This is a genomic window from Salinivibrio costicola subsp. alcaliphilus, assembly GCF_001996185.1.
Lineage (GTDB): Bacteria > Pseudomonadota > Gammaproteobacteria > Enterobacterales > Vibrionaceae > Salinivibrio > Salinivibrio costicola.
The window spans coordinates 1-17858 of the sequence record NZ_MUFR01000012.1 but is presented as its reverse complement, the minus strand read 5'-3'; the positions used below and the strand labels follow the sequence as shown (position 1 = coordinate 17858).

Here is a 17858-nt window from a genome sequence, read left to right as displayed (position 1 = left end):
GTATCATAATATCCCGTCCAGAACTTCATTTATTTCCTCTAAATCCAACTCTCAGGTTTAGCATGACGACGAACTACATTTTTGTTACGGGCGGTGTTGTATCCTCCCTCGGTAAGGGTATTGCTGCAGCCTCATTAGCAGCCATTCTTGAAGCGCGTGGCCTTAACGTCACCATCATGAAACTCGACCCTTATATTAACGTGGATCCAGGGACAATGAGCCCTACCCAGCACGGAGAAGTATTCGTCACGGAAGACGGCGCAGAGACCGACCTTGATCTCGGTCACTATGAGCGCTTCATTCGCACTAAAATGACCAAGCGTAATAACTTTACTTCTGGCCGTGTTTATGCGGATGTACTGCGCAAAGAGCGCCGTGGAGACTACCTGGGGGCGACCATTCAGGTGATCCCACATATTACCAACTCGATCAAAGATCGCATCGTCGCAGGCGGTGAAGGTCACGATATTGTGATCGTCGAGATCGGCGGAACGGTCGGTGATATTGAATCATTACCATTTTTGGAAGCGATTCGTCAGTTGACGGTAGACGTGGGCCGCGAACATGCCATGTTCATGCATCTGACATTAGTGCCTTACTTGGCTGCGGCAGGCGAAGTAAAAACCAAGCCGACCCAGCACTCAGTAAAAGAGCTTCTGTCGATTGGTATTCAGCCGGATGTGCTGGTATGCCGTAGTGAGCGTCCAATTCCTGCCAATGAACGCGCTAAGATTGCGCTGTTCTGTAATGTGGCGGAAAAAGCGGTGATCACCATGAAAGACGTCGACTCTATTTACAAGATCCCATCGTTGATCCGTTCGCAAGGGTTGGACGATTTGGTGTGCAAGCGCTTTGGCATTGAAGCCGTAGAAGCTGACTTGTCTGAATGGGAGCAAGTGAGCTACGAAGAAGCCAACCCAATGGGTGAAGTCACCATTGGTATGGTCGGTAAGTACATTGAATTGCCGGATGCGTACAAGTCCGTCAATGAAGCGTTAAAACATGGTGGGTTGAAAAATCGCCTGACCGTCAACATCAAGTACGTGGATTCACAAGATCTTGAAACCCGCGGCAGTGAAATGCTGAAGGACTTGGACGCGATTCTCGTCCCTGGTGGATTTGGTGACCGCGGCATTGAAGGTAAGATCCTTGCGGCACAATATGCACGTGAAAACAATGTGCCGTATCTGGGTATTTGTCTTGGTATGCAGGTGGCGTTGATTGAATACGCACGTAATGTCGCCGGCATGGAAGGCGCTAACTCGACTGAGTTTAGCCAAGAAAGCCCTTATCCTGTCGTTGGCCTGATCACTGAGTGGGTCGATGAAGAAGGCAAAGTGGAAGAGCGTAGCGAGACGTCAGATCTTGGTGGCACCATGCGCCTAGGCGCGCAGCTTTGCCACTTAGCTGAAGGTTCGAAAGCGCATCAGCTCTACGGCAATACCCAAATCCATGAGCGCCATCGCCACCGTTATGAAGTGAATAATCTGCTACGTCCTAAGCTAGAAAAAGCAGGATTGTCAGTTTCTGGTCTGTCTGCCGATAAAAAGCTGGTAGAGATCATTGAAAACCCAGCACATCCTTGGTTCGTGGCGTGCCAGTTCCACCCGGAATTCACTTCAACGCCGCGTGATGGCCATCCACTGTTTGCTGGATTTGTTGCTGCGGCAGGCAAAAAACAGCGTGGTGAGCTATAAACGACATTCGAGCGGTAGCCCAGAAGGCGGCCGCTCTTTATTTTTAAAAACAATGACAGACGAGAGGAATCACAATGTCTAAGATCGTTAAAGTTCTAGGTCGTGAAATTATTGATTCACGCGGTAACCCTACCGTTGAAGCGGAAGTTCACCTAGAAGGTGGTTTCGTTGGTATGGCAGCAGCTCCTTCTGGTGCATCTACGGGTTCTCGCGAAGCACTAGAACTGCGTGACGGTGATAAGTCACGTTTCATGGGTAAAGGCGTACTGAAAGCGATTGAAGCTGTGAATGGCCCAATCGCAGAAGCATTGCTGGGTAAAGACGCTAAAGCGCAAGCAGATATCGACCAAGTGATGATCGATCTCGACGGTACCGAGAACAAATCTCAGTTCGGTGCTAACGCTATCCTCGCGGTTTCCTTGGCGAACGCCAAAGCGGCGGCAGCGGCAAAAGGCATGCCTTTGTTCGAGCATATCGCTGAGCTAAACGGTACTGCGGGTCAGTTCTCTATGCCTCTGCCAATGATGAATATCCTGAATGGTGGTGAGCACGCGGATAACAACGTTGATATCCAAGAGTTCATGATCCAGCCAGTCGGTGCTAAGACGCTAAAAGAAGCGCTGCGCATCGGTGCAGAAGTATTCCACAACCTTGCCAAAGTACTGAAAGCCAAAGGCCTAAGCACTGCTGTTGGTGACGAAGGTGGTTTTGCGCCTAACCTAGAGTCAAACGCAGCAGCACTCGCTGCGATTAAAGAAGCGGTTGAGCAAGCAGGCTACGAGCTGGGTAAAGACATTACTTTAGCAATGGACTGTGCAGCGTCTGAGTTCTATGACAAAGAGCAAGGCATCTACAACATGAAAGGTGAAGGTAAAACCTTCTCTTCAGAAGAGTTTAACCACTATCTTGCTAAGCTGGCTGAAGAGTACCCAATCGTGTCTATCGAAGACGGCCTCGACGAGTCTGATTGGGACGGCTTTAAGCACCAAACCGAACTGCTGGGTGACAAGCTTCAGCTGGTTGGTGATGACCTGTTCGTGACTAACACTAAGATCCTGAAAGAAGGCATCGACAAAGGTGTGGCGAACTCTATCTTGATCAAATTCAACCAGATCGGTTCGTTGACTGAGACGCTGGCTGCAATCAAGATGGCGAAAGACGCTGGTTACACGGCGGTTATCTCTCACCGTTCAGGCGAAACTGAAGACGCAACCATCGCTGACTTAGCGGTGGGTACTGCAGCAGGCCAAATCAAAACCGGTTCGATGAGCCGTTCAGATCGCGTTGCTAAGTACAACCAGCTTATCCGCATCGAAGATGCACTGGGTGAAAAAGCACCGTTTAACGGTCTAAAAGAAGTGAAAGGCCAATAATCGGCACTTAGACACTTTTATTAGAAAAGCCGCGCCGTTTAACGGCGCGGCTTTTTTTCGTTTAGGAAAACCATGACACCAGCGACCTGATCCGCTAGCCTATGCGACTAGAATTCTATTGTGCAAATACGTCGAGCCGATATAGGAAGGAGTACAGGTATGAGGCTGCTATCGGTTGCGCTGTTTCTCACGCTTGTTTGGCTACAATACGATTTATGGTTAGGCAAAAATGGCGTGACAGATTACTGGCAAATTGAAGCCAATGTCGCCGTGCAGCAACAGGCCAATCAAAAACTCGTGACGCGTAATCAACAAATGTACGCGGAGATTGCGGATTTAAAACGCGGTCAAGAAGCGATTGAAGAGCGCGCACGTAACGAGCTTGGCATGATCAAACCCGACGAAACATTTTTCCGATTGGTCGATACAAGACAATAACCGATTACCGCCTGTAGGCGGTACTAACAAAGAAGATAACTTGTGGTCGAACAAACCTCTTTGCAGCCTGGCGCTTTGCGGTCGGGTATCAGTGCCGTGGTCCCTGCCGCCGGGGTAGGACGCCGAATGCAGGCTCACTGTCCTAAACAATACCTTACTTTAGCAGGCAAAACGCTGCTTCAACATACCGTTGAGCGCTTGCTGGCACACCCTACGATTAGTTCGGTGGTGATTGCGATTAGCGCTAACGACGGTTACTTTGCGCAAACTGGCCTTGGTGAGCATGCCGATGTGCAGGTTGTGACCGGGGGGCTAACTCGCGCAACCTCTGTACAAGCTGGATTAGCAGCGGTGACAACTCAATGGGTCATGGTGCATGATGCGGCACGACCGTGTGTGACGCATGCAGACATTGATGCGCTGATCGCGCACGCGCAATCTCATCAAGACGGAGCCTTATTGGCGGCGCCAGTGAGAGACACGATGAAGCGCGCGAATGACGATGGACAAGTGGCACATACGGTTGAGCGCGAAGCGCTTTGGCATGCCCTGACGCCACAAATGTTTTTAACTCAAACACTAAAACGCGCACTGGAAATAGCCGGTGATCAGGTCACCGATGAAGCTTCCGCGATTGAAGCGATCGGCGGACATCCGATTTTGGTGCCTGCGAGTGCTAGCAATATTAAGGTCACCCATCCAGAGGATCAGTGGCTTGCAGCGTTTTACCTTTCACAACAAGAAGGCCAAGCATGATGCGAATTGGACACGGCTTTGACGTGCATAAATTTGGGGGCGATGGCCCGGTTATTATCGGTGGGGTGGCAGTGCCTTATGAGCAAGGACTGATCGCGCATTCAGACGGTGATGTTGCCCTCCATGCGTTGTGTGATGCTTTACTGGGCGCGATTGCCGCCGGCGATATTGGCCAGCATTATCCAGATACCTGTGAAGAATGGGCTGGGGCCGATAGCCGGATGTTACTGCGAGACGTTTACACCAAAGTACGAGCGAAAGGCTATCAGCTCGGGAATGCGGATATCACCATTATTGCCCAAGCACCTAAAATGGGCCCGCATATTCAAGCGATGCGCGCGGCGATCGCAAAAGACTTGTGCGTGGAAATGGGCGCGGTCAACGTCAAAGCGACGACGTCAGAGCGTCTTGGTTTTACTGGCCGTAAAGAAGGCATCGCGTGCGAAGCCGTTGTCTTATTGAATAAAGAGGCTCTATGACAGACTTACTGGCACCTTTAGCGTACTCACATGGTCAGCCGACACAGTCCGGGACCTTAAAAGCCTCTCCAGACGATTTTATTGTCTCAGAATCCCTCGGTTTTACGCCATCTGGTCAAGGCGAGCACTTTTTAGTCCGAATTAAAAAGCGGGGTGAAAACACGCAATACGTAGCTAACGAACTGGCAAAAGCCTGTGGTGTTACCTCGCGCCAAGTCAGCTGGGCCGGTTTAAAAGATCGCCATGCGGTAACAGAGCAATGGTTCAGCGTTCACCTGCCAGGAAAAGATGATCCGGATTTAGCGGCGTTTGTCGAGACCCATCCGGGTGTTGTCAGTATCGAGGGCACCGCACGGCATCAACATAAACTACGTCCGGGTGATTTGATTGGTAATCAGTTTACGCTCTGTATTCGTCAGCTTACCGATCCGCAAGCATTGCTCCCTCGTCTTGAAGCCATTGCTAAAGAGGGCGTCCCTAATTATTTTGGCGCTCAGCGATTTGGTCGCGAGGGCAACAATGTGGCGATAGCTCGTGCTTGGGGGCGTGGAGAGCGCAAAGTCCGGGATAAGAGTAAACGTAGTTTTTATCTCTCAGCTGCGCGTGCGTTGTTGTTTAATCAAGTGGTTTCTGCGCGATTAAAGGCTGGCTTGTTTGACCAGACACTGGCTGGTGATTTATGTATGGACGAGCAAAAACAAACGTATACGGTCGAGGCCGGTCTTCAAAAGCCAACCATTACTGCACCGATGACGGGTGATAATGCTTTACCGACCACCGCTGACGCCGAGCAGTTTGAGTTAAATGTGGTAGAACAAGAGCCAGATTTATTGGCGGTGATTCGCGATAATCGCATGCGTCATGACCGTCGCCTAATACGTTTACTGCCTCAGGCCATGACGTGGTCGCACGATACTGATACCTTGACCGTCAGTTTCTTTTTACCTGCGGGGGCATTTGCGACAGCAGTGATGAGAGAAGTTGTGATTGCAAATGAACAAGGAGAGCGTGATGCGCATATTGATTAGTAACGATGACGGCTACCATGCGCAAGGGATCCAAACATTGACCGAGGTGTTATCGAGTATTGCTGATGTCGTAGTCGCCGCGCCGGATCGTAACTGCTCAGGGGCCTCCAACTCGTTAACGTTGGAAAATCCATTACGGGTACGTGAACTGGGTCCCCAACGTTATGCGGTTCAAGGCACCCCGACGGATTCGGTCCATTTAGCCCTGCGGGAGCTGTTGCCGTGGGAGCCCGATTTTGTGATTACAGGGATCAATCATGGGGCGAATTTGGGTGATGACGTACTGTACTCGGGGACGGTCGCTGCGGCAACAGAAGGATTTTTCCTCGGCGCGCCAGCAATCGCAGTCTCACTTTGTGGTCATCAACACTTTGACACTGCGGCACATGTGGTGAAACAGTTTTTAGCGAAAAACCAGCGTCATGAGGCGCCGAACCATCGTTTGATCAATATTAATGTGCCGGATGTGCCTCTTGACCGTCTTGCGGGTTGGAAAGTGACCCGTCTTGGCGCCCGCCACCACGCAGAAGATGTGATAAAACAAGGCGATCCGCGAGGTAAACCGATATACTGGATTGGCGCGCCGGGTAAAACACAAGACGCAGGACCAGGAACCGACTTCCACGCGATTTCTGAGCAGTTTGTCTCTATCACACCACTGCAAGTGGATTTAACCGCTCATGATACGCTAGGTGTGTTTTCGCAATGGCTGACTGAGTAGTCCCCTCGCGTGCCATACTGGGCTAGCCGCAATGAGGCGGCAGCCTTATTTATCGATTCAAACTCAGTGATAAAGGAAGCAGACGTTGAGTCAAGCGCAATCACTTATTCAATTTTTGCAACAACAAGGTGTGACAAACACTGACGTTTTAGATGCCATGCAAGCCGTGCCCAGACATTTATTTGTCTCTGAAGCCATGACCCACCAGGCCTACGGAAACAATGCGTTACCGATTGGTTGGGGACAAACCATTTCACAACCTTATATTGTGGCTAAGATGACATCGCTACTCAATTTGCAACGAGATAGTCGCATTTTGGAAATTGGCACTGGGTCCGGTTATCAAACCGCCATCCTCGCGAACTTGGTCGATCATGTTTATTCTGTCGAACGGATTAAACAATTACAAATGCTGGCCAAACGGCGCCTTAAACAGCTGGATATTTATAACGTTTCCACCAAGCATGGAGATGGTTGGCAAGGTTGGCCGAGTAAAGGACCGTATGATGCTATTATGGTCACCGCGGCAGCCGCCAACATTCCGGAGGCTTTGTGTGAACAACTTAATGATGGCGGTGTGATGTTGATTCCCATTGGTGATGCTGAGCAAACGCTGATGAAAGTCACGCGTGACGGAACGAGATTCGACACCGAGATGGTTGAATCGGTTAAATTTGTTCCCCTTGTTGCGGGCGAACTGGCATAAACTGCCTGAGCGATGGAGCTGTGTTTTAAAATAGATGAAAATCGCGCTTTTTCTGTCACTATTAGTTTTTTTATCTGGTTGTTCCTGGCGAGGACCGGCACCGGTATCCAGTGTGACGCCCGATTACACCAGTGTGGATAGAGGCAGCTACCGCGGTAGCTATTATGAAGTGAAAAAAGGCGACACGCTTTACTACATCGCTTACATCACGGATCGCGATATTGACGATATCATCGAGCATAATAATTTACAGCCTCCTTACACCATTTATCCCGGGCAGACACTGGCATTGTGGAAGCCCGCTTATCAGCGTCCCGATGTGGCTAAATCGCCCACTAGGGACCAATCTTCCTCATCTTCTTCTGCTGCCGAGGTCGTCGCCAATGGCGCTTCTGTGGCCGCTGCCACAAAAGCCACTGCAAGTGCTGCGTCGGTAGCAGCATCTTCTAGAAAAGGCGCCGATCCTGGCAAATTCGAGGGGAAAAAGAAGTCAAAAACCGCGACTCAACGCACAAAAGACGTTGAATCGGACCCTTCAGCGGGGTACAGTCAAGTAAAAGAAAAAAGTAAAAAAGTTGTTAATAAGCGGACCGCTAGCGTATCTAACCAACAGATTACCTGGCAATGGCCAGCAAAAGGCCGAATGGTGTCCCGATTTTCTAGTACAGAGCGAGGCAATAAGGGCATAGATATTGCTGGGCAACGAGGACAACGTATTCAGGCAGCGGCAGATGGAAAAGTCGTTTACGCCGGAAGCGCGCTTCGAGGTTACGGTAAATTAATAATAGTGAAACACAATGATGATTATCTGAGTGCGTACGCGCACAACGATTCGTTTTATGTTTCAGAAGGCCAAGCTGTCACGAAGGGGCAAAAAATAGCTTCAATGGGCAGTTCTGGTGCAAACAGTGTTCGGTTGCATTTTGAAATTCGCTACAAAGGAAAATCGGTCAATCCGTTGCATTATCTGCCAAAGCGTTAGCACAGGGGCAAAACCAAAGTGATAACGCTGCAGCCACCGATGTGACGGGGCCGGTTAAAGCAGAAACACATTCTGCTTTGCTGCTACGTCATAAGGGAGGCGCTATGAGCCAAACAAATACCGCAAAAAAACTGGACGGCTTGAATCAAGACGTGGAATTGGACACCGTTGAGGCGCAAGCCACAGAGGTGGCCGAAGAAGTCGAAGAGGCTGTTCAGCAACAAGCAGCCACGTCCAAAGCCTCTGATGCCACCCAACTTTACCTAAGTGAAATCGGCTTCTCACCACTTCTTACCGCCGAAGAAGAGGTGCTTTATGCACGTCGAGCGCTACGGGGTGATGAGGTTGCGCGTAAACGTATGATTGAGAGTAACCTGCGATTGGTGGTTAAAATTTCGCGTCGTTACTCGAATCGGGGGCTAGCGTTATTGGATCTGGTTGAAGAAGGGAACCTTGGCCTGATCCGTGCCGTAGAAAAGTTTGACCCAGAGCGCGGCTTCCGTTTTTCAACCTATGCAACCTGGTGGATTCGCTAAACCATTGAGCGTGCCATTATGAACCAGACGCGTACTATTCGTCTGCCTATTCATGTCGTCAAAGAGTTGAATGTGTATCTGCGTACTGCCCGTGAATTAGCGCAAAAGCTAGATCATGAGCCGACAGCGGAAGATATTGCCGCGCAGCTTGATAAGCCGGTTGAAGATGTAAATCGTATGCTCCGCCTCAATGAACGTATTGGCTCTGTGGATAATCCGATTGGTGGTGACTCAGAAAAAGCGCTGTTGGATATCATCCCTGACGAAAAGCAGGATGGCCCTGAATACACCACGCAAGACGATGATATGAAGAAATCGATTGTGCAATGGCTACAGGAGCTGAATCCGAAGCAACGCGAAGTGTTGTCGCGCCGGTTTGGTCTTCTGGGACATGAAGCCTCTACGCTGGAAGATGTTGGGCGTGAAATTGGCCTAACCCGTGAGCGGGTTCGTCAAATTCAAGTGGAAGGCCTACGTCGTTTACGCGACATGCTGACCCATCAAGGGCTAAGTATTGAATCGCTCTTTAATGTCGAACAATAGACAATACTACCCAAATCATAGAGCAACATTAAAACGGGACAGCAAAGGCTGTCCCGTTTTTTGTTGTGCGGTCATCGATGCTTTGGTGATGATTAACGCGCGATAATCAATGCGAATGGCTTCACCTGGCGTGATTAACGTGATTGCTGCAATGCTTTAAGGGCATAAAGCGCATCTAAGGCCTGACGCGGGGTCATTTCATCTGGATTGAGTGCATCAATTGCATGATCTAATTCACTGGGCTCGGGGAGCAAAGGCAATTGCGTCGGTGTTATTTTACCGACCGACTGTTCGGTATTTGCCGTGTGCTGGCCGCTTTGCTCGAGTTGGGCCAACTTATGTTTGGCGCGGCGAATGACGGGTTTGGGAACCCCGGCCAGGCTTGCGACTGCTAAACCATAAGATTTACTGGCTGCTCCCTCTTGTACCGCGTGCATAAAGGCGATTTCATCGCCATGCTCCATCGCATCTAGATGAACGTTGACCAAGCCTTCCATTTGTCCTGGCAGTTCGGTGAGCTCAAAGTAATGTGTGGCAAATAGGGTCATGGCATGGATTTTTTCTGCCAGCCACTCGGCACTGGCCCATGCTAAGGACAAGCCATCATAAGTACTGGTGCCGCGTCCAATTTCATCCATTAACACCAAGCTGTTGGCCGTGGCATTGTGAAGAATGTTCGCGGTTTCTGTCATCTCTACCATAAATGTCGAACGCCCTGAGGCAAGGTCATCGGACGCGCCAATACGGGTAAAGATACGATCAATAGGTCCAATGGTGGCGTGCTCGGCGGGCACATAGGCACCGATATGACTTAGCAAGGTGATCAAGGCTGTTTGACGCATATAGGTAGATTTACCCCCCATATTCGGACCGGTAATGATCAGCATGCGGCGTTCAGGATTTAATGTGATCGGGTTGGGGATAAATGGATCCGTCATGACCTGCTCAACCACCGGGTGTCGACCCGCTTCGATATCGATCCCCGGTTGTTCGGTCAATGTTGGGCGATGATAGTTGAGGCTATCAGCACGCTCCGCGAGGTTACACAATACATCTAACGCGGATAACGCCTCTGACGCTTGCTGTAATCGCGCCAAATGTGGCAGTAACTGATCAAACAATTCGTCCCATAAGCGTTTTTCGAGCGCCAACGCATTAGACCGAGAGCTTAATACTTTGTCTTCATGCTCTTTTAATTCTGGGATGATGTAGCGCTCGGCATTTTTAAGCGTTTGACGGCGAATATAGTGCGCAGGTACCCGATCACTTTGCGCGCGGCTGATTTGAATATAAAAACCATGCACCTGGTTATAACCCACTTTCAGCGTGTCGATGCCATGTTGCTCGCGCTCGCGGTTTTCTAGTTCTTCTAAGTAACGTGATGCGCCTTCGGACAAGTCGCGCCACTCATCCAGTTCCGCGTTGTACCCTGGCGCAATCACGCCGCCATCACGGATCACTACCGGTGGATTGTCGACGACGGCCCGCGTGAGTAGATCGTGTAACTCCGGCATCGGAGTGGTGGCTTTTTGGTGATCGGAGAAGGCACTGTGGTCAAGCTCGGTGAGCAATGTTTGCACCTCAGGTAGCTGCGCCAATGCAGTACGTAGCTTTGCCATATCACGCGGGCGCGCTGAACGCATGGCCAAGCGAGCAAGGACACGTTCAATGTCTCCCACCGGCTTGAGGGCGTCGCTAAGATCCGTGTACAAGCTATTGTCTAGCAGGGTGCCAATGGCATCTAAGCGCTGATTGAGCACTTGGCGATCGCGCAAGGGTTGATGTAACCAGCGTTTGAGTAAACGGCTGCCCATCGGTGTCGTGGTTTGGTCTAGCACCTCGGCCAGCGTGTTATCGGTGCCACCGGCGAGATTTTGGGTGATTTCTAAATTACGTCGTGTTGCAGCATCAAGCACGACAGAGCTATCTTGCTGATCTTTAACAATGGCACGAATGTGAGGCAGTGCCGTACGCTGCGTTTCTTTAGCATATTGTAAAACACAGCCTGCCGCGCTTAGCCCAAGAGAGCAGTCCTCGACGCCAAAGCCAACTAAATCGCGCGTACCAAACTGGCCGGTCAATTGGCTGCGTGCCGTGTCTAAATCAAACTCCCATATTGGACGGCGTCTTGCACCGCGGCTCACCGATAAGAGATCGGGGTAGGGGAAGTCCTCTGGATACAAGAGTTCGACAGGCTGAGTACGCTGCAATTCCGCCTGCATCTGCTCATAGGTTGTCGGCTCAGTCAGAACGAATCGCCCAGAGGTGATATCTAAAGTTGCAAAGCCAAACTGGTCGTTATCGCACGTCAATGCGGCCACTAGGTTGTCGACGCGTTCACTCAGCAATGCCTCATCAGAGACGGTACCCGGTGTCACGATGCGTACCACCTGGCGCTCAACCGGGCCTTTACTGGTGGCAGGATCACCAATTTGCTCGCAAATGGCAACGGGTTCACCCAATTGCACCAACTTGGCTAAATAGCCTTCCACGGCATGATAGGGCACGCCTGCCATGGGGATCGGTTCACCGCCTGAACTGCCGCGTTTGGTCAATGAAATATCTAATAATTGAGAGGCGCGTTTGGCATCGTCGTAAAAGAGTTCGTAAAAATCTCCCATACGATAAAAGAGCAGCTCTTCAGGATGCTGCGCTTTAAGTTTGAGATACTGTTGCATCATGGGAGTGTGCTTTTCGAGCGCTTGTACTGTCACGACTAGACCTGCAAAATGGAACGTTAAGGGCGTTAGAATACGTGATCGGACCGCAAGGGGTAAAGTTGTGGTGCAGGTTTCTCAACCCAATAAAAAGGAGTGCGCAGTGGACCCTTTATTCTCATTGGCAAAGCGTTTGGGTGATGCCCTATTGGATACAGAATTAACCGTGACTACCGCGGAGTCATGCACCGGCGGCGGTATTGCCTATTGCCTGACCGATGTGCCAGGCAGCTCGCAGTGGTTTCAGCAGGCATGGGTTACCTATAGCAACACCGCAAAGCAAGCATTAGTTCATGTCCCCACGGATTTACTGGCCCAGTATGGCGCAGTGAGCGAGCCTGTGGTCAGCGCGATGGCGGAAGGTGCATTGGCCGAGGCTAACGCAGGATTAGCGATTGCGGTCAGTGGTGTTGCAGGACCGAGTGGTGGTAGCGATGATAAACCGATCGGTACTGTTTGGTTTGCTTGGGCGTGGCACAATGGTGAAACGGATAGTGAAGTATGTCATTTTGATGGTGATCGGCGCGCCGTGCGTGAACAAACCATTGAACATGCACTCTCATTTGCGCTACAGCGATTGTCGCCATAATCGGAGGCGTGTCGCATCCGATAGATTTTTTCTAAACAGGGCTAGACACTGTATAAATGGACAGTATACTTAGCCCCATTAATGATAGCTTTTATCTCATAGAGATAGCGTTTTATTTCCTGGAGACCGAAATGGACGATAACAAAGAAAAGGCGCTCGCAGCCGCACTCGGGCAAATCGAAAAGCAATTTGGCAAAGGCTCAATCATGCGTCTGGGTGATGACCGTACCATGGACATCGAAACCGTATCGACCGGCTCTTTGTCTCTGGATATTGCGCTAGGTGCAGGTGGCCTACCATTTGGTCGTATCATCGAGATCTATGGACCTGAATCATCAGGTAAAACGACATTGACCCTAGAAGCCATCGCTGAAGCACAAAAAAAGGGCAAGACTTGTGCGTTTATTGACGCGGAACACGCACTCGACCCAATCTATGCGCGCAAGCTGGGTGTCGATATTGATAACCTGTTGGTGTCTCAGCCCGATACTGGCGAACAAGCTTTGGAAATTGCTGATGCGCTGACGCGTTCCGGGGCCGTTGATATGATTGTTATCGACTCGGTCGCAGCCTTGACGCCAAAAGCTGAGATTGAGGGCGAAATGGGCGACTCCCACATGGGTCTGCAAGCACGTATGCTGTCACAAGCGATGCGTAAGCTGACCGCCAACATCAAAAACAGCAATACCATGATGGTCTTTATCAACCAAATTCGGATGAAGATTGGTGTGATGTTTGGTAACCCAGAAACGACCACAGGCGGTAATGCATTGAAGTTCTATGCATCGGTCCGTTTAGATATTCGCCGCATTGGTGCGATTAAAGAAGGCGATGAAGTGGTGGGTAACGAAACCCGCGTCAAAGTGGTAAAAAACAAAGTCGCCGCACCGTTTAAACAAGCAGAGTTCCAAATTCTTTATGGTCAGGGTATTAACTTGCAGGGCGAGCTGGTGGATCTGGGTGTGAAACATAAGCTGGTGGAAAAAGCCGGTGCCTGGTACAGCTATAAAGGTGACAAAATTGGCCAAGGTAAAGCCAATGCATGTAAATACCTGAAAGAAAACCCCCATATTGCTGAAGAAATTGACACCACCTTGCGAGAGATGTTGCTGCAGCCAGGCCTGAACAACGAAGCTGTAGACGCCAACGTTGAGGCAGATACTGAGGACGAGAAGCTGTAATGGCGGCATCGTGCCAAGAAATAGCGGTGGGCCTGTTGGCTCGCCGCGATCACTCTGTCCACGAGCTAGCACAAAAATTGTCTCAACGCGGATTTGATGACGACGCAATTACCCTCACTATTAATGACTGCTTAGAACGAGGCTGGTTAGATGACGCGCGCTTTGCTACCAGCCTGTTGCGTCAGGGAATAAACAAACATCATGGCTGGTTGCGTATCTGCCAAGATGCGAAACGTAAAGGCGTTGATATTGAGCTACTCGCCCGCGCAGAGCAAGACGCTGAAGTGGATTGGTACCTAGTCGCCAAAGAAACAGCGATACGTAAGTATGCTGACCTAGATGGCCGTCTTCCTCCTGTTGAACACAAGGTGAAAGCGAAACGCATGCGTTTTTTACAATCGCGCGGTTTTAACTTTGATCAAATCCAATACGCGCTGAATGACGACGATATCGACCCGCATTTCTAAACCAATCCTACTCTGTCTCTTTTCCCCACGCGATCGGTTGTTTACAATGGCGTAAACAATACGATGCTCCCATCGCGTCATTACCATAACCGGTTGCTAACGCAATATTCGATTATCAGGATTAGCCAATGTATATGAGCACTGATGAGATCCGTACAGCGTTTCTCAAGTTCTTTGAAAGCAAAGGGCACCAGATTGTGCCTAGCTCATCGCTCGTCCCTGCCGACGACCCAACACTGTTGTTCACTAATGCAGGCATGAACCAATTTAAGGACACCTTTTTAGGGGCCGAGAAGCGAGACTACACACGTGCGACCTCAGCACAACGTTGTGTGCGCGCCGGCGGTAAACATAACGACCTTGAAAATGTAGGCTTTACCGCTCGTCATCACACCTTTTTTGAAATGCTCGGTAACTTTAGTTTTGGTGACTACTTCAAAAAAGACGCGATTGCTTATGCGTGGGCGTTTTTGACCGAGACGATCGGTTTGCCAAAAGAAAAACTGTTGGTGACCATTTACCACACTGATGACGAAGCGTTTGATCTTTGGCATAACACCATCGGTGTACCGGCGGATCGCATTGTGCGTATCGGCGATAAAGAAGGCGGAAAGCCGTATGAGTCAGACAACTTCTGGCAAATGGGGGATACCGGACCTTGTGGGCCTTGCAGTGAAATTTTCTACGACCACGGTGAGCATATCTGGGGAGGACCTCCAGGTACGCCTGAAGAAGACGGTGATCGCTTCATTGAGATCTGGAACATCGTTTTCATGCAGTTCAATCGACAAGCTGATGGCACCATGGAGAACCTCCCTAAACCGTCAGTTGATACGGGAATGGGGATTGAGCGTATCGCCGCGATTAAGCAAGGCGTGCACTCCAACTATGAAATTGATGTTTTCCAGCAATTAATTAAGCAAGTGGCTGACATCATCGGAGTTGAAGACCTGACCAATCAGTCTTTGCGTGTGGTCGCTGATCATATCCGATCTTGTGCGTATTTGATTGTCGATGGTGTGATGCCTTCTAACGAAGGGCGCGGCTACGTGTTACGTCGAATTATTCGTCGTGCGGTGCGTCATGGTAATAAGTTAGGCAGCAAAGACACCTTCTTCTACAAGTTGGTGGGGCCGTTGGCCACCATCATGGGCACGGCCGGCGAAGATCTGCGTGCGCAGCAAACCATGGTTGAAAAAGTCCTAAAAATTGAAGAAGACAACTTTAGTCGTACTCTTGAACGCGGCATGTTAATGCTAGAAGAAGCGTTAGATAAAGTGGATGGCGATGAGTTGGATGGCGAGACCGTCTTCAAGCTTTACGATACCTACGGCTTTCCAGCGGACTTAACCAACGATGTCGCGCGTGAGCGCGGTTACCGCATTGATGAAGCCGGTTTTGAAGCGGCGATGGACGCTCAGCGTCAACGCGCGCGTGAAGCCGGTCAATTTGGCACCGATTATAACCAAACGATTAAAGTCGACCACGGCTCTGATTTCTGCGGTTACACAGGCACAGAGGCGAAAGGTCAGATCACTGAGATTTTCGTGGAGGGTGAATCGGTCGACCATCTGGCATCGGGCGATCACGCGGTGGTTATCCTCGACCACACCCCTTTCTATGCCGAAGCCGGTGGTCAGTGTGGTGATACAGGCATCATTGATACCGACCAAGGGCGTTTCACGGTAACGGATACCCAGAAGATCGGGCAGGCGATTGCTCATTATGGTGCTTTATCCGACGGACAGCTAAGTGTTGGCGCGCAGGTAACCGCGCAAGTCGATGCCAAGCGTCGTCATGCGGTGGCCATGAACCACTCAGCCACGCACCTGTTACATGCAGCGCTCCGTGAGGTGCTCGGCGATCACATTGCGCAAAAAGGGTCCTTGGTGCGCGCTGATGGTTTGCGCTTTGATTTTTCTCACTTAGAGCCTGTGACTGCCGATGAGCTAAAAGCGGTAGAGCGTATCGTTAATGAGCAAATTCGCGCTAATAATGCAGTACAAACGGAAGTCATGGATATCGACGCTGCGAAACAAAAAGGCGCGATGGCATTGTTTGGTGAGAAATACGACGACGAAGTGCGCGTATTGAGTATGGGCGACTTCTCCATCGAGCTTTGCGGTGGCACGCATGCCAATCGTACCGGCGACATTGGTATGTTCAAAATCGTTTCAGAGGCAGGTATTGCAGCTGGAGTTCGTCGTATCGAGGCCATTACAGGTCAAGCGGCGATAGATAATGTGTACCAAACCCAAGCCGACTACGAGGCCAAATTGGATGAAGTGCATGGCAAAGCTAAAGGGTTGGAGAAGAAAATCCAACAACTGAAGCAAAAGCTCGCAGCACAAGAAAGCGCTGGATTGATTAATCAAGTGCGCGAAATCAATGGCATTAAGGTACTGATCAGCCAACTCGATGGGGCAGATAACAAGGCACTGCGTAGTATGGTTGATGATCTCAAAAACCAAATGGGGAGCGGGATTGTGCTTCTCGGCAATGTCGCCAACGATAAAGTAGGCTTGATTGCGGGTGTGACCAAAGATCTCACCGGTACAGTGAAAGCGGGTGAGCTGGTCAATGTTGTCGCGCAACAAGTCGGTGGTAAAGGCGGTGGTCGCCCTGATATGGCGCAAGCGGGTGGTAGCGATGTAAGCGCATTACCCAGCGCGTTAGCCGCTGTCGATGCTTGGCTTGCCGAACGGTTATAATTCGCTAAAAAGCATTTAAGAAAAGTCAAGAAGGTCGCCATGCGCGGCCTTTTTTTGTGATCTAGATTAATAATTGCACTTTTTTTTTGATTCTGTATAGTGCAACGCCTTAGGCGATGTGTCGGTGCTGAGCGGTGATATCGCTTACATTTTATCGCTTTGCTGACCAGTGCAACACTGATTTCTCTTACTCTGTTGTCTCAGATCACGCGCCTTTATGGCTAACGGTATGATGATAAAACAGTAAATTTCTCTGCCCTTTTCTGGATATGGTGTGATAATTCGGCCATAGTGTGAAGTGCGGGTAACAAAACCTCCCGCATTGGCATCACGAGCAGGGAAATAATCCAACGATTGCAGATAGCGAGCCGATACGCTGGCGGGTTATCTGGCTCAGAAACTAATTGAATAAATAAAAGATTGATACTCAAGGAGTAGAAGCATGCTGATTTTGACTCGCCGTGTTGGCGAAACCTTGATGATTGGTGATGAAGTCACCGTCACTGTGTTGGGTGTAAAAGGTAACCAAGTACGTATTGGTGTAAATGCACCGAAAGATGTCTCTGTACACCGCGAAGAGATCTACATGCGTATTCAAGCCGAAAAAGGCGCGCCAGCCGGTAGTCAAAACGACTACTAACAAGGCAAAGAGGTCGACCAGGGTCGACCTTTTTTATGGTTGGTTTTCCCATAAAATCAAAATGAAACGGCGAGAAAACCAACAATAGAAACACCTAGTGGGTGATAATTGTCCATTTGTTCGTAACAAGGCGACTTTTCCCCTAAAAGTGTTTGACATATATCTGGCTCAAAGTAATATGTGCACCCGCAGCGACGGTGAGGTGGCCGAGTGGCTGAAGGCGCTCCCCTGCTAAGGGAGTATACGGTTTGTAGCCGTATCGAGGGTTCGAATCCCTCCCTCACCGCCATGTTG

At 50.1% G+C, this 17858-nt stretch carries 15 protein-coding genes, 1 tRNA gene and 1 pseudogene; 16 read left to right on the top strand and 1 reads right to left on the bottom strand.

Features of this window, described 5'->3' with window-relative positions:
* The first annotated feature begins 62 nt into the window (after nt 1-62).
* From BZJ21_RS05700 to rpoS, 10 genes and pseudogenes are all read left to right on the top strand, one after another.
* Nucleotides 63-1697, top strand: a complete 1635-nt coding sequence (locus tag BZJ21_RS05700) for a CTP synthase (protein WP_021022090.1) — start codon at nt 63-65, stop codon at nt 1695-1697.
* Between the two features lie 74 nt (nt 1698-1771).
* On the top strand, nt 1772-3070 hold the full coding sequence (eno, locus tag BZJ21_RS05695; RefSeq protein WP_077459783.1) for a phosphopyruvate hydratase: 1299 nt from the start codon (nt 1772-1774) through the stop codon (nt 3068-3070).
* A gap of 159 nt (nt 3071-3229) precedes the next feature.
* Nucleotides 3230-3508 (top strand): cell division protein FtsB, encoded by a 279-nt coding sequence (gene ftsB, locus BZJ21_RS05690; protein WP_021022088.1) that lies wholly within the window; start codon nt 3230-3232, stop codon nt 3506-3508.
* A gap of 42 nt (nt 3509-3550) precedes the next feature.
* A complete protein-coding gene (gene ispD / locus BZJ21_RS05685) occupies nt 3551-4264 on the top strand; it encodes a 2-C-methyl-D-erythritol 4-phosphate cytidylyltransferase (protein ID WP_021022087.1) in 714 nt (237 codons plus the stop codon).
* Nucleotides 4264-4743 carry a 2-C-methyl-D-erythritol 2,4-cyclodiphosphate synthase gene (gene ispF, locus BZJ21_RS05680; protein WP_077646658.1) on the top strand — a complete coding sequence of 160 codons (480 nt, stop codon included), beginning with the start codon at nt 4264-4266 and terminating at the stop codon, nt 4741-4743. The genes ispD and ispF overlap by 1 nt, the downstream gene beginning before the upstream one ends.
* On the top strand, nt 4740-5771 hold the full coding sequence (truD, locus tag BZJ21_RS05675; RefSeq protein ID WP_077576437.1) for a tRNA pseudouridine(13) synthase TruD: 1032 nt from the start codon (nt 4740-4742) through the stop codon (nt 5769-5771). The genes ispF and truD overlap by 4 nt, the downstream gene beginning before the upstream one ends.
* Nucleotides 5755-6492, top strand: a complete 738-nt coding sequence (surE, locus tag BZJ21_RS05670; protein ID WP_077459780.1) for a 5'/3'-nucleotidase SurE — start codon at nt 5755-5757, stop codon at nt 6490-6492. The genes truD and surE overlap by 17 nt, the downstream gene beginning before the upstream one ends.
* Before the next feature lie 85 nt (nt 6493-6577).
* Nucleotides 6578-7198, top strand: coding sequence for a protein-L-isoaspartate(D-aspartate) O-methyltransferase (locus BZJ21_RS05665; protein WP_077459779.1), 621 nt, complete (start codon nt 6578-6580; stop codon nt 7196-7198).
* Between the two features lie 34 nt (nt 7199-7232).
* Nucleotides 7233-8180, top strand: coding sequence for a peptidoglycan DD-metalloendopeptidase family protein (locus tag BZJ21_RS05660; protein ID WP_077660062.1), 948 nt, complete (start codon nt 7233-7235; stop codon nt 8178-8180).
* Between the two features lie 104 nt (nt 8181-8284).
* Nucleotides 8285-9259 (top strand): annotated as a pseudogene (gene rpoS / locus BZJ21_RS05655) (RNA polymerase sigma factor RpoS).
* 134 nt (nt 9260-9393) lie between these two features.
* Here the strand turns inward: rpoS and mutS are convergent.
* On the bottom strand, nt 9394-11940 hold the full coding sequence (gene mutS, locus BZJ21_RS05650; RefSeq protein ID WP_174566337.1) for a DNA mismatch repair protein MutS: 2547 nt from the start codon (nt 11938-11940) through the stop codon (nt 9394-9396).
* A gap of 139 nt (nt 11941-12079) precedes the next feature.
* Here mutS and BZJ21_RS05645 point away from each other — a divergent pair, with 139 nt between their 5' ends.
* The 6 genes from BZJ21_RS05645 (at nt 12080) to BZJ21_RS05620 (ending at nt 17853) form a co-directional block, all read left to right on the top strand.
* The gene (locus BZJ21_RS05645) at nt 12080-12565 is read left to right on the top strand and encodes a CinA family protein (RefSeq protein WP_021022082.1); all 486 of its coding nucleotides are present in this window, start codon (nt 12080-12082) and stop codon (nt 12563-12565) included.
* A gap of 131 nt (nt 12566-12696) precedes the next feature.
* Nucleotides 12697-13746 carry a recombinase RecA gene (recA, locus tag BZJ21_RS05640; protein WP_021022081.1) on the top strand — a complete coding sequence of 350 codons (1050 nt, stop codon included), beginning with the start codon at nt 12697-12699 and terminating at the stop codon, nt 13744-13746.
* Nucleotides 13746-14213: a regulatory protein RecX gene (locus BZJ21_RS05635; protein WP_236719521.1), complete on the top strand. Its 468-nt coding sequence runs from the start codon at nt 13746-13748 to the stop codon at nt 14211-14213. The genes recA and BZJ21_RS05635 overlap by 1 nt, the downstream gene beginning before the upstream one ends.
* 128 nt (nt 14214-14341) lie before the next feature.
* Nucleotides 14342-16924: an alanine--tRNA ligase gene (gene alaS, locus BZJ21_RS05630; protein WP_077669327.1), complete on the top strand. Its 2583-nt coding sequence runs from the start codon at nt 14342-14344 to the stop codon at nt 16922-16924.
* A 442-nt stretch (nt 16925-17366) separates the two neighbouring features.
* On the top strand, nt 17367-17564 hold the full coding sequence (gene csrA, locus BZJ21_RS05625) for a carbon storage regulator CsrA (RefSeq protein ID WP_021022078.1): 198 nt from the start codon (nt 17367-17369) through the stop codon (nt 17562-17564).
* 196 nt (nt 17565-17760) lie between these two features.
* Nucleotides 17761-17853, top strand: a tRNA-Ser gene (locus tag BZJ21_RS05620).
* Nucleotides 17854-17858: the final 5 nt, after the last annotated feature.